Source organism: Amycolatopsis sp. cmx-11-32, assembly GCF_047608695.1.
GTDB lineage: Bacteria > Actinomycetota > Actinomycetes > Mycobacteriales > Pseudonocardiaceae > Amycolatopsis.
The window spans coordinates 368436-385253 of record NZ_JADNQN010000005.1; the positions used below are offsets into that span (position 1 = coordinate 368436).

General features: G+C 68.3%; 20 protein-coding genes. 10 read left to right on the forward strand and 10 right to left on the reverse strand.

Features of this window, described 5'->3' with window-relative positions; translation table 11 throughout:
* Complete coding sequence (locus tag ACM6LR_RS17910; RefSeq protein WP_414937444.1) at positions 1 to 132, forward strand: hypothetical protein; 132 nt, start codon at positions 1 to 3, stop codon at positions 130 to 132.
* A gap of 48 nt (positions 133 to 180) precedes the next feature.
* Here ACM6LR_RS17910 and ACM6LR_RS17915 read toward each other — a convergent pair whose 3' ends face one another.
* Positions 181 to 1122 carry an RNA polymerase subunit sigma-70 gene (locus tag ACM6LR_RS17915; protein WP_414944140.1) on the reverse strand — a complete coding sequence of 314 codons (942 nt, stop codon included), beginning with the start codon at positions 1120 to 1122 and terminating at the stop codon, positions 181 to 183.
* Positions 1123 to 1181: 59 nt separating this feature from the next.
* Here ACM6LR_RS17915 and ACM6LR_RS17920 point away from each other — a divergent pair, with 59 nt between their 5' ends.
* Positions 1182 to 1550 carry a nuclear transport factor 2 family protein gene (locus ACM6LR_RS17920; RefSeq protein ID WP_414944141.1) on the forward strand — a complete coding sequence of 123 codons (369 nt, stop codon included), beginning with the start codon at positions 1182 to 1184 and terminating at the stop codon, positions 1548 to 1550.
* 159 nt (positions 1551 to 1709) lie between these two features.
* On the opposite strand, the gene ACM6LR_RS17925 is transcribed toward ACM6LR_RS17920, so the two are convergent.
* Positions 1710 to 1874, reverse strand: a complete 165-nt coding sequence (locus tag ACM6LR_RS17925) for a hypothetical protein (RefSeq protein WP_414944142.1) — start codon at positions 1872 to 1874, stop codon at positions 1710 to 1712.
* Positions 1875 to 2103: 229 nt separating this feature from the next.
* Here ACM6LR_RS17925 and ACM6LR_RS17930 point away from each other — a divergent pair, with 229 nt between their 5' ends.
* Entirely contained in the window at positions 2104 to 3150 is a 1047-nt protein-coding gene (locus ACM6LR_RS17930; RefSeq protein ID WP_414937441.1) for a fatty acid desaturase family protein, read from the forward strand.
* Between the two features lie 298 nt (positions 3151 to 3448).
* Here the strand turns inward: ACM6LR_RS17930 and ACM6LR_RS17935 are convergent, their stop codons facing one another.
* From ACM6LR_RS17935 to ACM6LR_RS17965, 7 genes are all read right to left on the reverse strand, one after another.
* Complete coding sequence (locus ACM6LR_RS17935; RefSeq protein ID WP_414944143.1) at positions 3449 to 3751, reverse strand: S8 family serine peptidase; 303 nt, start codon at positions 3749 to 3751, stop codon at positions 3449 to 3451.
* 1 nt (position 3752) lies between these two features.
* Positions 3753 to 3971, reverse strand: coding sequence for a protease inhibitor I9 family protein (locus ACM6LR_RS17940; RefSeq protein ID WP_414937439.1), 219 nt, complete (start codon positions 3969 to 3971; stop codon positions 3753 to 3755).
* 96 nt (positions 3972 to 4067) lie between these two features.
* Positions 4068 to 4622, reverse strand: coding sequence for a 3-hydroxy-9,10-secoandrosta-1,3,5(10)-triene-9,17-dione monooxygenase reductase subunit (hsaB, locus tag ACM6LR_RS17945; RefSeq protein WP_414937438.1), 555 nt, complete (start codon positions 4620 to 4622; stop codon positions 4068 to 4070).
* Positions 4619 to 5533 (reverse strand): iron-dependent extradiol dioxygenase HsaC, encoded by a 915-nt coding sequence (gene hsaC, locus ACM6LR_RS17950; protein ID WP_414937437.1) that lies wholly within the window; start codon positions 5531 to 5533, stop codon positions 4619 to 4621. The genes hsaB and hsaC overlap by 4 nt, the downstream gene beginning before the upstream one ends.
* Entirely contained in the window at positions 5533 to 6381 is an 849-nt protein-coding gene (gene hsaD / locus ACM6LR_RS17955; RefSeq protein ID WP_414937436.1) for a 4,5:9,10-diseco-3-hydroxy-5,9,17-trioxoandrosta-1(10),2-diene-4-oate hydrolase, read from the reverse strand. Before hsaD ends, hsaC begins: the two co-directional genes overlap by 1 nt.
* Positions 6381 to 7556 carry a 3-hydroxy-9,10-secoandrosta-1,3,5(10)-triene-9,17-dione monooxygenase oxygenase subunit gene (hsaA, locus tag ACM6LR_RS17960; RefSeq protein ID WP_414937435.1) on the reverse strand — a complete coding sequence of 392 codons (1176 nt, stop codon included), beginning with the start codon at positions 7554 to 7556 and terminating at the stop codon, positions 6381 to 6383. Before hsaA ends, hsaD begins: the two co-directional genes overlap by 1 nt.
* Positions 7557 to 7597: 41 nt before the next feature.
* Positions 7598 to 9196, reverse strand: coding sequence for an FAD-binding protein (locus tag ACM6LR_RS17965; RefSeq protein WP_414944144.1), 1599 nt, complete (start codon positions 9194 to 9196; stop codon positions 7598 to 7600).
* 100 nt (positions 9197 to 9296) lie between these two features.
* On the opposite strand from ACM6LR_RS17965, the gene kstD reads away from it, so the two are divergent.
* From kstD to ACM6LR_RS18000, 7 genes are all read left to right on the forward strand, one after another.
* Positions 9297 to 10967 carry a 3-oxosteroid 1-dehydrogenase gene (kstD, locus tag ACM6LR_RS17970; protein ID WP_414944145.1) on the forward strand — a complete coding sequence of 557 codons (1671 nt, stop codon included), beginning with the start codon at positions 9297 to 9299 and terminating at the stop codon, positions 10965 to 10967.
* Positions 10964 to 12103: a Rieske 2Fe-2S domain-containing protein gene (locus ACM6LR_RS17975; RefSeq protein WP_414937432.1), complete on the forward strand. Its 1140-nt coding sequence runs from the start codon at positions 10964 to 10966 to the stop codon at positions 12101 to 12103. Before kstD ends, ACM6LR_RS17975 begins: the two co-directional genes overlap by 4 nt.
* A complete protein-coding gene (locus ACM6LR_RS17980; RefSeq protein WP_414937431.1) occupies positions 12100 to 12360 on the forward strand; it encodes a hypothetical protein in 261 nt (86 codons plus the stop codon). Before ACM6LR_RS17975 ends, ACM6LR_RS17980 begins: the two co-directional genes overlap by 4 nt.
* Positions 12357 to 13382, forward strand: a complete 1026-nt coding sequence (locus ACM6LR_RS17985) for a 2Fe-2S iron-sulfur cluster-binding protein (RefSeq protein WP_414937430.1) — start codon at positions 12357 to 12359, stop codon at positions 13380 to 13382. Before ACM6LR_RS17980 ends, ACM6LR_RS17985 begins: the two co-directional genes overlap by 4 nt.
* Positions 13383 to 13391: 9 nt before the next feature.
* The gene (locus ACM6LR_RS17990; RefSeq protein ID WP_414944146.1) at positions 13392 to 14255 is read left to right on the forward strand and encodes a MaoC/PaaZ C-terminal domain-containing protein; all 864 of its coding nucleotides are present in this window, start codon (positions 13392 to 13394) and stop codon (positions 14253 to 14255) included.
* Between the two features lie 52 nt (positions 14256 to 14307).
* Entirely contained in the window at positions 14308 to 15057 is a 750-nt protein-coding gene (locus ACM6LR_RS17995) for a class I SAM-dependent methyltransferase (protein WP_414937944.1), read from the forward strand.
* 208 nt (positions 15058 to 15265) lie between these two features.
* Entirely contained in the window at positions 15266 to 15721 is a 456-nt protein-coding gene (locus tag ACM6LR_RS18000; protein WP_414937428.1) for a riboflavin kinase, read from the forward strand.
* Positions 15722 to 16216: 495 nt separating this feature from the next.
* On the opposite strand, the gene ACM6LR_RS18005 is transcribed toward ACM6LR_RS18000, so the two are convergent.
* Positions 16217 to 16786, reverse strand: coding sequence for a DUF5134 domain-containing protein (locus ACM6LR_RS18005; RefSeq protein ID WP_414937427.1), 570 nt, complete (start codon positions 16784 to 16786; stop codon positions 16217 to 16219).
* Positions 16787 to 16818: the final 32 nt, after the last annotated feature.

Consider the following 16818-nt stretch of genomic DNA (forward strand, 5'->3'; position numbering starts at 1 on the left):
GTGCGATCCGCGCCAAGCACCGCGGCGAAGACCCGCTGGTGGGCCGGTCGTCTGGGCGACGACCTGGTCGTCGCGCATTTCCATCAGCACGTGTTCGCGCGGCACCGGGGAACACCCGAGGAGATCGGGTGATGGACAGCCCGTGGTGGACATCGACGTGCTCTGCGACCGTTTGGCGAGCTACTTCCGAGCCAGGAACCGGGTGACGGCACGGATCCGATCGCCGTCGAGGGTGAGCACCATCAGCCCCGCCGACGCCTCGCCATGGCGGCAGTGGAGGGCAGGCTGGTTGTTGGCCCGGGTCGGCGTCATGGTGAAGCCCTGCGGGACCGGCACGGCCATGGTCACGCGGAGGAAACCGGCGATCGCTTCGAGGCCGTGGTACTCGTGTGGCGCCGGCGGCATGGCGAGCCACGCGTCGTCGGTGAGCAGGCGGAGGACGCCGTCGAGGTCGCCCGCGGTGAACGCGTCGGCGAACCGCCTGGTCAGCGCGCGCTCCTGCGGTGACGGACGGTGCGCGGCGCGGGCTCGGTGCTTGTCGAGCGACGCGCGGGCGCGTTGGAGCATGCCCTTGATCGCGGTCTCGGTGGTGCCGAGCATGCTCGCGACCTCATTGGCAGGAAAGCACAGGACGTCTCGCAGGACAAGGGTGGCGGCTTGCCTGGGCGGGAGGAGCTGGAGGCCGGTGATGAACGCGAGCTCGACTGCCTCTCGGGTGCTGTGGCGCGCTTCGGGGCCGGGTTTTCGGTCCTCGATGAGCTCGTCCGGATACGGCTGTAGCCAGGTCACCTCACCGCGACGGCTGGGTTCCGGCGGGTCGAACGGGGGCGCCGGCTCGGGTGGACGGCGGCGGCCCGCGTCGCGCAGGACGTTGAGGCAACGGTTGGTGGCGATGCGGTACAGCCAGGTACGTAGCGACGAGCGACCCTCGAAGGCGTCGAGGCCACGCCAGGCGGCGAGCAGGGTTTCCTGGACAGCGTCCTCGGCGTCGGTGAGGGAGCCGAGGATGCGGTAACAGTGCAGGTGCAACTCGTGACGGTAGGTGTCGGTGAGCTCGCGAAACCCTTGCTCGTCCGTTGTCCTCACGTGTGCGATCTTGTCACGACCTTTTTCGCGGTGCACCGTTCCACTTCGGGCGGGGGCGGTGTCTGACGTGGTGACCGCTGAAGAAAGGAACCGTCATGACCAGCCCAGCTTTGGACGTCGCGCTCTCCTACCACCGGGCCTGGACCGGCAAGGACTTCCAGAAGGCGATGACCTACATCGCCGACGACATCGTGTGTCACGCGCCCGCCGGGCGGCTTTCGGGCGCGGAGGCGTTTCGCGGATTCATGGGTCCGTTCACCCGGATCCTGACCGGCTCGACGCTGCTTTCGGCGTTCGGGGACGAAACGACCGCGCTGCTGATGTACGACACCGCGACCCTGCCGGTGGCGAGCGCGCCCGGGGCCGAGTTGGTGACCGTGCGGGACGGGAAGATCGTGAAAGTGCGGATCGTATTCGATCGGGCTCCTTTCGACGCTGCTCGGGAGGCGGCGGTGAGGTCGTAGGGCATGGTGGGGTCGTAGGCATGGTGGGACGCCGCGAGGCGCGTTCTCGGCAGGCCGCGAGCAGGCGACGATGGGCGGCAGGTTGAAGCGCGACTTGTCACTCACGATGGTCTGGTGAGCGCGTTCCGCGCCATGCGTGCTCGGGGCGTGCTGGTGCCGTCACCGGACGGAGTCCTTCGTCCGGTGGCGCGAACCACCCACCCCAGCGAACTCGGCCAACGCACGCACCTGACGCCCCTGCACCCGACGAAGCAACACCTCCTCATCGAACGCGGCATCAAGAAAGCGAGCAGCCCTCGGATTGAAAGCAAGAGCAGTGGTCATAACCATGATCATACTCGAACAGACGTTCGACCGCACGTAATCGAACTCGACCGGGCAGAAATATTCAAAAGTGCCCGCGAGCGGCGTACCTCTGGGCTATCCGCGACTTTCCGACGCCGCCTCGACCCCCATGGCCGCTCCGGTCAGCACCGGAGGTAGGGTCAGCCCCCGCACCGGCCCACCTGCTCACCGCATTCACCCCACGACGCTCCCGACTAGACTCACAACGGTGACCGCAAACCTCCGCACAGGCAGCGATTTCGCCCGCCTGTCCCGCCGCGTCAGCGAAGCGGGCCTCCTCGACCGCCGTCCCGGCTACTATGTCTTCCGCGTTGGCTTGGTCGCCACGCTCTTCGTCTCCGGCTGGATCGCCTTCTTCGCGATCGGGGATTCCTGGTGGCAGCTGGGGATAGCCGTCTTCCAGGCGGTGCTGTTCGGCCAGATCGCCCTGCTGTCGCACGATCTCGCGCACCGGCAGGTGTTCCGGACCCGGCGTCCGAGCGAGGTCGCCGGCCGCATCGCGGGGAACCTCGGCGTCGGCATGAGTTACGGCTGGTGGATGGACAAGCACACCCGCCACCACGCGAACCCGAATCACGAGGGTCTCGACCCCGACGTCGACCCGGACATCCTGGTGTGGTCGAAGGATCAGGCACGGGCGAGCAAAGGAATTCCGCGGTTCATCGGCCGCTACCAGGCGTTCCTGTTCTTCCCGCTGCTCACGCTCGAAGGCCTGAACCTGCACGTCTCCGGCATCCGCGCGGTCTCGAAGCCGGGCATCCGGCGGCGCGGACTCGAGGCGGCCTTGCTGCTCACCCATTTCGTACTCTACTTCAGCGCGCTGCTCGCCGTCCTCTCCCCCGGCAAGGCCCTCGTCTTCTTCGTCGTCCACAAAGCACTGTGGGGTGTCTACATGGGATCGATCTTCGCGCCCAACCACAAGGGGATGCCGATCCTGTCCGGGGACACCGAACTCGACTTCCTCCGCAAGCAGGTGCTCACGTCACGCAACGTCCGCGGCGGCAGGGTCGTCGACGTCGCGCTCGGCGGGCTCAACTACCAGATCGAGCACCATCTGTTCCCGAGTATGCCGTCGCCGCATCTTCGCCGCGCCCGGCCCATCGTCCAAGGATACTGCGCGGAAATCGGCGTCCCGTATCACGAGACGGGGCTCATGGAGTCGTACGCGCTCGCGTTGCGCAGCCTGCACGAAGCCGGTGAGCCGATCCGACTTTCGGAGGGTTCACCGGCTGAGACACCCGCGGCACGCCGTTGACACTCCAGACACGGCTTCTTACTTTCGGTGTATGACGCTGAGCCATGGGCAATCCGGCAGACGCGGACCGGAACGCCCGGAATTCCTCCGGGCGATCGCCGAACTCGGCCAACTGCTGTCCTTGCCTCCGTTGGCCTTGCGTTCCCCTGCTCGGTCCTCCTCGGCCACGCGGACGGAAAGCTCGGTCCCGGCGCAACGCCGGGACCGAGCCACCCCGGGGGAACCTGTCCGACGTAGAGCGTGCGGTTCGGGCTGCCGCCTCCGGGGTTGGTCGCCAGCCCCGGAGCCAAAGCGCTGATCAGCGCCTGGGCCGCGGTGGCCCCGATGTGCGACGACAGGTACAGCGCCGCGGCACCGGCCTCGTGGAGTTCCGCACCGCGGTGCCCAGCGCGGGCGACGCGCCACCACCGAGGCTCACGTTGGCCACGGGGGGCTTCTTGGCGTTCTGGGTGATCCAGTCGACGCCCGCGGTCGCGCCGCTGCCGTCGGAACCGAGGAACCGCACCGGGTACGGCGAAGCATTCTTGGCGACACCGTATTTCGTTCCGGCGATCGTGGCCGCGACATGCGTGCCGTGGCCGTAACCGTCGTCCGCGTTCATGTCATTGTCGACGACAATCGTATCCCTGCGTCGCCTCGGCGCGCAGCACCTTGTTCTGCTCCACGAAGGCGACGGCAGGATCGGCCGCGAGGCGCTTGGCCTGCCGCTCGCCCAGCGCCACCGAGAAACCGCTGATGCCCTGCGTAGACTGCCGTCCGATGGTCCCGCCGAACTTGCTCGCCAGCGAAGGCTTGTCGGCGGCGGAGCCGTCCTTGAGCACGACGATGTAGCTGTCCCCATCCCTTGGCGAGCTTCCACTGAAAACGCTAAGCGAAATTCACAAGAATGGACAGTTTTACATTCTTCGTCTTTACGGTTACAACCAATCGTCCGGACGTGGCCACGGCATGAGTGCCGCGAGTTCGCCCGGCACCGGTTCGGTCACCGTGTACCGCCCGCGGTGGAACAGCAGGGGCCGATCGTCGGACGGCTCGCCGAGCGCGGTGACCCTGCCGACGACGACGTAGTGGTCGCCCGCCTCGTGCACGGTTTCGAGCTCGCAGTCGATCCACGTCAAAGCCCCCGCCAGCAACGGGGAGCCGGACGGTGCGGGGGTCCATTCGACCGAAGCGAACTTGTCCACGCCGCGGGCGCCGAACACCGCGCTGACGTCCTGCTGGTGCCCGGCGAGCATGTTGACGGCGAACCGCCCGGATTCGGCGAGCACCGCCCACGTCCGTGAAGTCTTGGCCGGGCAGAACAACACCAGCGGCGGGTCAAGGGAAAGCGCCGCGAACGACTGGCACGCGAACCCCACCGGCGCCCGGCCGTCGTGGCCGGTCACCACCGCGACGCCGGTGCAGAAGTGCCCGAGCACCGACCGGAAGCGCGCCGAATCGATACTCGCCCCGACGTCCGCCACCCGGGTCACGACTGACCCGGCGGCCGGGCGCCGACGGAAAAGTCGTGTCCCCACAGGGAAACCGCCGTACTCTCTCGGGCGATCCAGCTCTCGTCGTCCACTTGCCTTCCCTCGCAGCCGTATTCGACGTCGAATCCGCCGGGGGTCTTCATGTAGAACGAGAGCATCAGATCGTTGACGTGCCGACCGAGGGTCGCCGACATCGGCACCTTCCGGCGGATGGCACGATCGAGGCAGAGGCCGACGTCGTCGGTGCTCTCCACTTCGACCATGAGGTGCACGATGCCGCTCGGGGTCGGCATCGGGAGGAACGCGAGACTGTGGTGACGCGGGTTGCACCCGAAGAACCTCAGCCACGCCGGGGCGCCGTCCGCGGGCCTGCCGACCATCTGTGGCGGCAGCTTCATCGAGTCCCGCAGCCGGAAGCCGAGGACGTCGCGATAAAACCGCAAAGAGGCTTCGTCGTCGTGTGTGGACAGTACGACGTGCCCAAGCCCTTGTTCGCCGGTCACGAACTTGTGACCGTACGGGCTCACCACGCGCCGGTGCCGCAGCGCGACACCGTGGAAGACTTCGAGTGTGTTGCCCGACGGGTCCTCGAAGGACACCAGGCCGTCGACCCGCCGATCAACCAGCTGGTCGGGCGTTCCTTCTTTGTACGGCACGGAATGCGCGTCGAGACTGGCCCGGATCTCGTCGAGTTCGCCGACGGTGGCGACCTCCCAGCCCGCCACCGCGAGCCTGTCGTGCTCTCCGGGGAAGATCACCAGCCGCGCCGGGAAGTCGTCCATCCGCAGGTAGAGCGCCTCCGGATTCGTGCCGGAGCCCTCCACCATGCCGAGGACCTTCAGCCCGTATTCGCGCCACGCGGCCATGTCGGTCGCTTCGATGCGGAGGTAGGCGAGCGAACGGATACCCATCAGGAGGCTCCCAGGAAGTCGAGTGCCAGCCGGTTGAACTCGTCGAACTTCTCCAGTTGCGCCCAGTGCCCGCAACCGCCGAACACGTGCAGCTGGGCACGCGGGATCAGCTTGAGCGCGAACAAGGCGCCGTCGAGCGGGTTGACCCGGTCTTCCCTGCCCCAGATGAGCAGCACCCGCTGACGCAGGCGATGCGCCTCGCGCCAGAGCATGCCCTCCTCGTAGGTGTCGGGCCGGGCGAACGACTTGCCCATCGCCTTCATCGCGGCGAGGGACTCCGGCGCGCTCGCGGCGGCGAACCGGTCGTCGATCAGTTCCTCGGTGATCAAGGACTGGTCGTGCACCATGATCCGCAGGAAGGCTTCGAGCTTCTCCCGGCTCGGCCCCGGCGGAGCGCTGAACCGGCCCAGGTTCTTGATGCCCTCGGTGGGATCGGGCGCGAACAGGTTCACACTCAGCCCACCAGGGCCCATCAGCACCAGACGACCCGCGCGCTTCGGGTGGTTCAACGCGAGCCGCACGGCCGTCCCGCCCCCGAGCGAGTTGCCGACGAAGTGGGCGCGCTCGATGCCGAGTTCGTCCATCAGCCCGGTGACGGCGTCCGCGCTGTGGCGGAAATACTGCGGATGCTCGGTCGGTTTGCCCGACCGGCCGAACCCCGGCTGGTCGATCGCCAGTGTGCGGTAGTTCTTGCCGAACACCGGCAGGTTGCGGCCGAAGTTGCGCCACGCCGACGCGCCGGGGCCACCGCCGTGCAGCAGGATGACCGTCTCCGGGTGTTCACCGCCCGTCTCGTGATAGTGCAGCTTGAGTCCACCTTGGACGGTGACGTATTTGCCTTCGGTCATCAGACCATCGCATTCTCGACGGGCAACCCGAAGGCACCGGTTCCGAACATGACGTAGGCGCGCTCGGCGTCGTTCGCCGCGTGCACGCGGCCGGCGTGGGCGTCGCGCCAGAACCGTTGAACGGGGGTGCCAGTTTTCAAGGCACGGCCGCCGGAGTTCTCGAAGAGCCTGTCGATCGCGAAGATCGCGCGTTCCGTGCCACGGACCTGGTCACGCCGGACCCGCAGCCGCGTGGGGAACGGGAGCTTCTCCCCCTTGCACGCCAACTGGTACAGCTCGTCGATGTTGTGCGTCAACTGCAGCCAGGCCGCGTCGATCTCACTCGCCGCCTCGGCGATGCGCACCTTGGCGAACGGGTCCTCTTTGGACTGTTCGCCCGCGTACGCCGCGCGTACCCGCTTGCCCTGATATTCGACGTGCGCGTCGTAGGCGCCTTGGGCCATCCCGATGATGGGTGCGGTGATCGTGCTCGGATGCACCGAACCGTAGGGGAGTTTGTACAGCGGTCCCGGGTTGATCTCCTGGCCCGGCGTCTTGCACTTCGAAGTCGCGATGAAGCTGAGCGCGCGGTGCTTCGGGACGAAGACGTCGTTCACGACGATGTCGTTGGACCCGGTGCCGCGCAGGCCCACGGTGTCCCAGACGTCTTCGATCGTGTAGTCGGAGATCGGCACCAGGTACGTGCAGAAGTCGACAGGTTTGCCGCCGGAGAACACCGGCCCGCCCAGCAGCACCCAGGTCGCGTGATCGCAGCCCGAGGAGAAGCTCCAGTGCCCGCTGAGCCGGTAACCGCCGTCGACGACGTCCGCCTTGCCCATCGGCGCGTACGACGAGGAGATCCGGGCGTCGGCGTCGTCACCCCAGACGTCTTGCTGCGCCTGGGCCTCGAACAGGCCGAGGTGCCACGGGTGGACGCCGAGGATGGAGGCGACCCAGCCCGTGGACCCGCACGCGCTCGCGACGAGTTTGACCGCGGTGTAGAAGCTCACCGGGTCGGCTTCGAGGCCACCGAACGTCTTCGGCTGCAGCAGCTTGAAGAACCCGGTCTCCTGCAGGGATTTGACGGACTCCTCGGGAACGCGCCGGGCGTCCTCCGCCTCCTGCGCCCGCTCCCGCAGGACCGGCAGCAGCTCCCGGATTCCCGCGATCACGTCCTGCGCGGCGTGCTCGCTCATATGCGTTCCCTCTCGCCGTACTCCGTGAACCGGATGCAAGACTAGAACACGTTCTCGTTTTTGTCGACCGATCCCCGATCGAGCGCACTGTGCGCTCCCGCACGCCGGCCGGAAAAGATGCAGTCAGCCAGCGACAGGCCGCTCACATAGGACCTAGAACAGATTCCCACCGCGGTCCGGCCCGCCGCGTACAGCCCGCGAATCGGGACACCGGTGGCGGACCGCACCGACCCGGTCTCCTCATCGACGACCAGGCCACCCAGCGTCAGCATCGGACACGGATAGCCGAGGTTGGGCCGGATCGAGACGTCGATCAGCGAGTACGGCGCCCGATCCAGCGGGCGCGTGAACTCCTCGGGTTTGCCCGTCGGGTCGGCGCCGGAGCGCGAGGCCGCGACACTGGCGATGAGCCCGCCAGGTTCCACACCGGCCTTGCGCGCGACGTCTTCGAGCGAACCGGCGACGACTCGTCGCCGCAGCAGGTAGCGCACCTGAAGTGCTTGGAACCACTGGCTTTGCTTACGCGCGTCACGCCGTACGTCCCGCACGATGGCGTCGTCGACCAGCAGCCAGCCGCGCCCTTCGTGCTCGGTGATCATGCGTTCGCCGACGGCCGCGCCGTACCGGGACTCGTCGATGATCCGCCCGCCCGCCTTGCCGACGAGCAGGCCGCCCAGGAACGCCGGCGGCGGGGTGATGAAGCGCCAGGCGGAGATCCGCCCCAGTTCCGCCGTGGCCCCGCCCGCCTCGGCCCCCATCCGGATCCCGGACCCGTCATCGGCCGAGGTCCCCAGCGCCAGGCCGCCGCGATACGCGGGCGCGTGCTCGCGCACCATCTCGCGGTTCGCGATGAACCCTCCCGCGGCGAGAACGACCCCGCGTGTGGCTGAAATTCGCAGCTCACGCCCGTAGCGGCGTTCGATCCGGTCCACCCGCCGATGCAGCGACTTCCGCAGTGACGGCACGTAGATCCCCGGCTTGGCGGCGTACGCGGCCAGCTTCCGATGCGCGGCCCGCACGCGGGCGGGAGCGTCCCGCAGGGTGGACACGGCGACACCCGTCACGGTGCCGTCGGCGGCCACGATCAGCTTCCGGGCGGCGGCCTGCGGCAATACCTGGACACCGCGGCTCCGGACGGCGTCGGCCAGGCGCTTCATCAGCAGTTTTCCCGAGGTTCCCGGACCTTTGACCCGGTGACCGCGCGGTGCCGGCTTGGCCGCGTCGCGGAAGCCGCCCGCCGCCTCGCTGCCCGAGTAGTACAGATAGTGCTTGTCGCTCGGATAGGACGTCTTGTACGGGCACAGGCTGCCTTCGAACGGGACCCCGTTGCCCTCGAGCCAGGAGACCATCTCCGTACTGCCCGCGCAGAACCGCCGCAGAGTCTCCTCGGAGACGACGTCGCCGACCTCGAGGCGCAGGTAGTCGTACATCGCGTCGACGCTGTCGTCGACGCCCGCGTCCCGCTGCTGCGGCGTCCCGCCACCGGCGTAGACGACACCTCCACTGACAGCGCTCGCGCCACCGCCGGAAAACCGGTCCAGGATCAGCACGCGGGCGCCCGCGTCGGCGGCTTCGATCGCCGCACAGGCGCCGGCCGCCCCGAAGCCCACGATCACCACATCCGCGACGAGGGAGTCCATGACACCCACCCTAGAACTAGAACACGTTCTCGTCTATGGTGACTGGAGCAGCACGGATGTTGCTACATGCTTCCTACAACGTGTTTCAGGTGAGGGGCGTATGGACTACGACGTGATCGTGGTCGGCAGTGGTGCCGCCGGGATGACCGCCGCGCTGTCCGCAGCCCACCGGGGACTCGAGGTCCTGGTCGTGGAGAAGGCCGCCCACTTCGGTGGCTCCACCGCGCGCTCCGGCGGCGGAGTCTGGATTCCCGGCAACCACGCCCTGCGCGCGGCCGGGATCGAAGAACCCCCGGAGAGGGCTCGCGAATACCTCCAGTCGATCGTCGGGGACGTCGTCCCGGCCGAACTCCGGTCGGCCTTCCTCGACCGCGGCCCGGAAGTCCTGTCGTTCGTCTGCGACAAGTCGCCGTTGCGCTTCCGATGGGTCCGCGGTTACTCGGACTACCACCCGGAGGCGCCCGGCGGACGGGCAGGCGGACGGTCGGTCGAACCGGTCGCCCTCGACGGCAACGTGCTCGGGCCGGAACTGGCGAATCTGGAGCCGCCCTACAGCCCTCCCCCGCTGGGCGCCCCGATCACCCAGGCGGACTACCGGTGGCTGAGCCTGCTCGCCCGGCATCCGCGCGGGATCCTCCGCGTCCTCGGACTCGGTGGGCGCTGGCTGGTCAGCCGGATTCGCCGTCAGCGGCTGCTTTCCATGGGGCAAGCGCTTGCGGCCGGGTTGCGTGCGGGGCTGCGGTGGGCGAATGTCCCCATCTGGCTGAACACGCCGCTTCTGGACCTCGAGGCCGAGGGCGATCGCGTGGTCGGCGTCGTGGTCCGTCATGAGGGTGAGGAGAAGCTGATCCGCGCGCGGCTCGGCGTCGTCCTCGGCGCGGGCGGGTTCGAACGCAACGAGGAGATGCGGGTCAAGTACCAGCGTGCGCCCATCGGCACCGAGTGGACCGTCGGCGCCGAAGCCAACACCGGTGACGCGATCGGCGCGGGGCTCAAACTCGGCGCGGCCACCGACCTGATGGACGACGCCTGGTGGGGCCCGTCGATCCCGCTGACCGGCGGCCCGTGGTTCGCGCTCGCCGAGCGGTCGCGGCCGGGTTGTGTGATGGTCAACGCCCGAGGCGAACGCTTCGTCAACGAATCGGCGCCCTATGTCGAGGCCGTGCACGCGATGTACGGCGACGGCGACGGGCCTGGCGAGAACTTCCCGACCTGGCTGGTGTTCGACCAGCGCAACCGCAACCGGTACATGTTCACCGGTCTCGGCCCGCGCCTGCCACTGCCCGGCCGCTGGTTCAAAGCGGGCATCGCGGTCAAAGCGAGCACGCTCGCGAAGCTCGCCGAGCGGATCGAGGTCCCGGCCGACGCGCTGGAGGCCACCGTGCGGCGGTTCAACGGCTTCGCGAAGAGCGGCGTGGACGAGGACTTCCACCGCGGGCGCAGCGCGTACGACCACTACTACGGCGATCCGCGGAACAAGCCCAATCCGAGCCTGGGCCCGCTGGACGTCGCGCCGTACTACGCGGTGAAGATCGTGCCCGGTGACCTGGGCACCAAGGGCGGTTTGAGGATCGACCCGCACGCGCGCGTCCTGCGCGAGGACGGGTCGGTGATCGACGGACTCTACGCGGCGGGCAACACGAGCGCGGCGGTGATGGGCCGCACCTACGCCGGCCCCGGCGCGACGATCGGCCCGGCGATGGTGTTCGGCTATCTTGCCGCCGAGCACCTCGCGCAGCAAGATCACGGTCAACCGGGAGGCAGCCGATGACGACGGAATCCGTACGGCAGATCGACGCGGGCGCACCCCCTTCGCGATTCGCGCGCGGCTGGCACTGTCTCGGCCTCGCCGAGCCGTTCCGGGACGGGAAACCGCACGCCATCACGGCGTTCGGGACGAAACTGGTGGTCTTCGCCAATTCGTCCGGCAAGCTGAACGTGCTCGACGGGTACTGCCGCCACATGGGCGGCGACCTCACCCAGGGCGAGGTCAAAGGCGACGAGATCGCCTGCCCGTTCCACGACTGGCGCTGGAACGGCAACGGCAAATGCGTCTCGATCCCCTACGCGAAAAGGGTTCCGCTGCGGGCACGGACGAAGACGTGGCAGGTGCTGGAGGAGAACAAGCAACTGTTCGTCTGGCACGACCCGGAGGGCAACCCGCCGCCCGAGGATGTCGTGATCCCGCGGATCGAGGGAGTGTTCAACGGCGAGTGGAGCAACTGGACGTGGGACTCGGTGCTGATCGAGGGCTCCAACTGCCGCGAGATCATCGACAACATGGTCGACATGGCACACTTCTTCTACATCCACTACGCCTTCCCGACCTACTTCAAGAACGTGTTCGAGGGACATGTCGCCACGCAGTACCTCAACACGAAAGGCCGCCCGGACAAGGGAATGGCGTCCAACTACGGCGGCGAGGAGAACCTGCTGCGGTCGGAGGCGTCCTACTTCGGGCCGTCCTACATGATCAACACGCTGCTCAACACGTACCAGGGTTTCGAGATCGAGAACGTGCTGATCAACTGCCACTACCCGGTCACCGAGAACTCGTTCGTGCTGCAGTGGGGCGTGAGCGTGAAGAAGTTCGAGGGCGTCTCGGACGAGCACGCGGACAAGATCGCCGGGAAGTTCGCCAAGGGTATCGGCGTCGGCTTCCTGCAGGACGTGGAGATCTGGCGCAACAAGACACGGATCGACAACCCGTTGCTGTGCGAGGAGGACGGGCCGGTCTACCAGCTGCGCCGCTGGTACGACCAGTTCTATGTGGACGCGGCCGACGTCACCGAGGACATGACGCGGCGCTTCGAGTTCGAAGTGGACACCAGCCGCGCCAACGAGGTCTGGGCGGCGGAGGTGGCCGAGAACCTGGCGCGGCAGCAGGCGGAAGAGGCCGGGGTGTGAAGCCCGAGACCGTCGAGTTCCTCACCGCCGGGCTCCAGCCGTTGAGCTGCCGCTCGTGCGGGACCTGTGTGCTGGTCAAGAAGAACAGCGTGCAGCACACCAGCGTCCAGTGGACGAGCGACGCGGCCCGGAGCTGTCCGGTGTTCGCGGAACAGAAGGCGTCCGGAGCGCGGACGGCGTTGCTCGACACCTGCGGCAACCTCAGCGACAGCATCGACGCCGCGGTGAAGGACGGCTCGCTGGAGGTGCCCGAATGAGTGGTCCCGTCACCGTGACCGTGGCCGAGGTGATCACCGAGACGGCCGACGCGTCGTCGATCGTCTTCGAGATCCCGGCCGAGCACGTCGCCGGTTTCGCTTACACCCCAGGACAGTTCCTCACCGTCCGCGTGCCGAGCGACCGGACCGGGTCGGTGGCCCGCTGCTATTCGCTCTCCAGCGCGCCGCACGAGAACCGGGTCCAGGTCACCGTCAAACGCACCGCGGACGGCTACGGGTCGAACTGGCTCTGCGACAAGCTCCAGGCAGGCCAGGAGGTCCAGGTCCTGCCGCCCGCCGGGGTGTTCAGCCCCGCGTCACTCGACGAGGACTTCCTGCTGCTCGCGGGCGGAAGCGGGATCACGCCGGTGATGTCGATCCTGAAGTCGGCCCTGGAACAGGGAAGCGGCAAGGTCGTGTTGCTCTACGCGAACCGTGACGAGCGATCGGTGATCTTCGCGCGGGAACTGGCGGGCCTCGCGGCTCGGCACGAAGACCGGATGATCGTCTTGCACTGGCTCGAAAGCCTGCAAGGACTGCCGACAGAGGCGCACCTTCGCGCCTTGGTCGCGCCGTACACCGCGCACGAGGCGTTCATCTGCGGTCCCGGGCCGTTCATGGACGCGGCGCGCTCGGCGCTCAAGGACCTCGGCCTGCCCCGCGAGCGGATCCACCTGGAACGGTTCCTTTCCCTCGGCGGGAATCCGTTCGAGGTGGCCGAGCCCGTCGTCGTCGAAGAGGCCGAGACCCCGGCGGGAGTCGAGGTCACCCTCGACGGCGAGACCAGGAGATTCGAGTGGCCGCGCCGGACGAAACTGCTGGACCTGTTACTGGAGAAGGGTTTTGACGCGCCGTTCTCCTGCCGTGCTGGCCAGTGCAGCGCCTGCGCTTGCCGGATCACCTCCGGTGAGGTGAAGATGCTGAACAACGAGGTCCTCGACGGCGACGACATCGCCGAAGGCATCGTGCTGGCGTGCCAGTCCCTGCCGCTGACCGACGAGGTCACCGTCACCTACGAATAGGAGTTCCCCGTGCCCATCGACCCCGCGGTCGCGATCGGCGCCGATCTCGGCGAGGTGAGTTTCGCCTGGACCGCCTCGGACGTGCAGCTCTACCACCTGGCGCTGGGCGCGGGCGCGGATCCGATGAGCCCCCGGGAGCTGCGCTACACCTATGAGGACGGCATCCAGGTGCTGCCCACGTTCGCCACCGTGGCGGCGAACCTGCGGGTATTCGAGCCACCCGCGGTCTCGTTCCCCGGCGTCGAGGTCGACCTCGGGAAGGTGTTGCACGGCAAGCAGGAGGTGATCGCGCACCGGCCGATCCCGGCGGCGGGCAAGGCCGTGGCCAGGACGCGGATCGTCGACGTCTTCGACAAGGGCAAGGCGGCGGTGATCGTGAACGAGACGGTCGCCACCGACTCCGGCGGAACTCCACTGTGGACACTGCGGTCGAGCATCTTCGCCCGTGGCGAAGGAGGTTTCGGCGGCGAACGCGGACCGTCCGATCGCGTCGAACTCCCGTCGCGGGAACCGGACGTGGTCATCGACACACCGACGCTGCCACAGCAGGCGCTGCTCTACCGGCTCTGCGGCGACCGCAACCCCCTGCACGCCGATCCCGCGTTCGCCGCGGCGGCCGGGTTCGACAAGCCGATCCTGCACGGCCTGTGCACCTACGGCGTCGTCGCGAAGGCCGTCACCGACGAACTGCTGGAAGGGGACACCTCCCGCGTCGCGTCGTTTTCGGCGAAGTTCGCCGGCGTCGTCTTCCCCGGCGAACCGCTGCGGACCCGCGTCTGGCGCGAGCCCGCCGGGCTGCTGATCACGACCACGGCACCCGAACGGGACGACGCGCCTGTTCTTTCCGACACTTTATTGACCACGACAGACTGAATCCTCATACCCGCTGGTAAGGGCTCTGGTTAGACTCGGCGAGGTGCGCACCTTGATCAGCGACCCGTATGCCGAACTCGGCCGGGACTACGCGCGATCGAGACGTCCGGATCCCCGGATCGCGGCCGCCGTGACCGCCGCTCTCGCCGACGCGCGATCGGTGGTCAACGTCGGCGCCGGAGCCGGTTCCTACGAGCCGGAAGACCGTGGCGTGATCGCCGTCGAACCGTCGCGGCGGATGATCGGGCAGCGTCCGGCCACCGCCGCCCCCGCCGTCCAGGCGTGCGCGGAACGGCTGCCCTTCCCCGACGGAGCCTTCGACGCCGGGCTGGCGGTGCTCACCGTGCACCACTGGACGGACGTGACCACCGGACTGGCCGAGTTGCGGCGCGTGTCCCGTCGCCAGGTGATCGTGACCTGGGACCAGGCGGTGTTCGCGCGCTTTTGGCTGGTGCGGGACTACCTGCCGGAGATCGCCGAGCACGAGAGCAGGCTGGCCTGCCTCGACCGGGTCGTCGAGGAGTTGAGCGCGGCGGGCGAAACACCGTCGGTGGCTCCGCTGCCGGTGCCCTCGAACTGTGTCGACGGGTTCCTCGGCGCGTATTGGCGCAGGCCGGAGGCCTACCTGTCGGACCGCGTGCGCGCGGGGATGTCCGGTGTCGCGCTGCTGGACCAGAACGTCGTCGCGTCGGCGGTGGAGCGGCTGCGCGCAGACCTCGCCGACGGGCACTGGCACCGGCGTCACGTCGGCCTGCTGGGCCGGACCGAGCTGGACCTGGGATACCGGCTCGTCACGACGTGATTCAGCCGGGTGGCGGAGCTGAGATGTCCCCCTGGCAAGGACACCACGCATGAACCTCCCTCGGCCGAAGGCCCCGCTATCGCGGCGGCAGGGCGCCCTGGAGTACACAGTGGACTCCTAGGACGCCTCTCGCCGCGTGGACGGCGGTCGACCTGCCGGTCGGGGCGTGGTATTCATGGCTTTCGTGACGTCAGGGACGGGGAGCGGAATGACGGCGGAGTACTTCTTGGTCCGTGGCCAGGTGGAGAAGGGCGACCAGCGGGGGCGGGAACTGGGGTTCCCGACCGCCAACATCGCGTTGCGCGACCAGGACGGCCAGGTCGGCGACGGAGTGTGGGCTGGGTGGGTCGAACGCGCGGACGGTACCCGGATCGCGGCGGCGATCTCGGTCGGCAGGCGGCCGACGTACTACGGCGCGGACGGCTACCGGCTCGTCGAGGCACATCTGCTCGATTTCGGCGGGGACCTCTACGGCGAGGTGCTGACCGTGTGGCTGGGCCACCATCTGCGCGAGCAGCAGGCGTACCCGTCGTCGGAAGCACTGATCGTCGCGCTCGACAAGGACATCGCGGCCGCGGGCAAGTGGGCGGCGGACAACCCGGCCGAGGTCCTTCCCGCCGCTGAGGCGGCCGAAGACGGTGTGGTCCGGCGGATCGGCGTCTGACGGCTTGGGCAAGGACCCGCAGTACATGAAGGCTCCCTTCCTTGCGCCTAGCGCAAGGGCTCCGGCAGAGTCGCGCAACTGCCGTTCGGTGTCGCGAAAGCCACTTTCGGGACCTCTGACGTCGCGAAAGTGGCTTTCGCGACACCGGGGGGCGGCCGCGCTTGACGACTGCGCCACCTCCGGTCGTGAGTGGCGATTCAGGTCAAGGCGGACCGGCAGTTGCTTACCCACGTGTGATCAGCCCGACGGCGCAAGGCCTCGGACCAGGATCAACGGAGGATCGGGGACACTCAAAGTCCCCGATCCTCCGTTCATCAAGGTCAACTCGGTCGAGCGGGAGGATGACGCCGCTTCAGCCAGTAGGCAAACACAGGTCGGGGAGAACCCCGATCGCCACTCACCACCCGCTTGACCAGCTCCGCGACTTTGCCGGGACCCTGCGCCTAGGTACAGGAAGGGGGGGCCTTCATGTACTTCCGAGCGGCGTCCACACCGTCAAAGTGCGGCGCCCACCAGCATGTAGCCCATCCCCAGCCCCATGATCACCCGGCACACCCACCGCGACACCCGACCGGAGCCACCGGCGCCCCGCGCCGCCTGGACCCCGGCGCGGACCGCGTCCACCGCGAAATACGCCGCCACGACACCGAAAACCAGCGACAACCACAGCGCCGAAGCGGCACCGGGGCCGGACATCACCAGCCACGGCCCGTGGGAGACCTCGCTGTGCGGCATGAACGTCACCATGAACAGCATCGCCGCGGCGGAGACGGCGTGGTGCCCGCACTCGGCGTGCCCGGACCGCCGCCCCTTCCACCACGAGACGGCGAACCAGCCCGCGGTCAGCGCCAGCACCGCCTGCCAGCCCGCCGCGGGGATGGGGCCGCCCACCGGTGACAGCATCGCGACCATGGCGACGACGAGCAGCAGTTCGGCCAGATCACCGTTGCGGACCGCCGCGCCCAGTCGTCCGTAGTCCAGCCGGACGAGTCTCAGCACGCAGGGCAGGACCAGCGCGGCGAACACCGCGGTCAGGGTCCACGCGACAACGCTTGGTCCAGACATGGCACCTCCCAGCCGGTATCCCTCTCACCGTG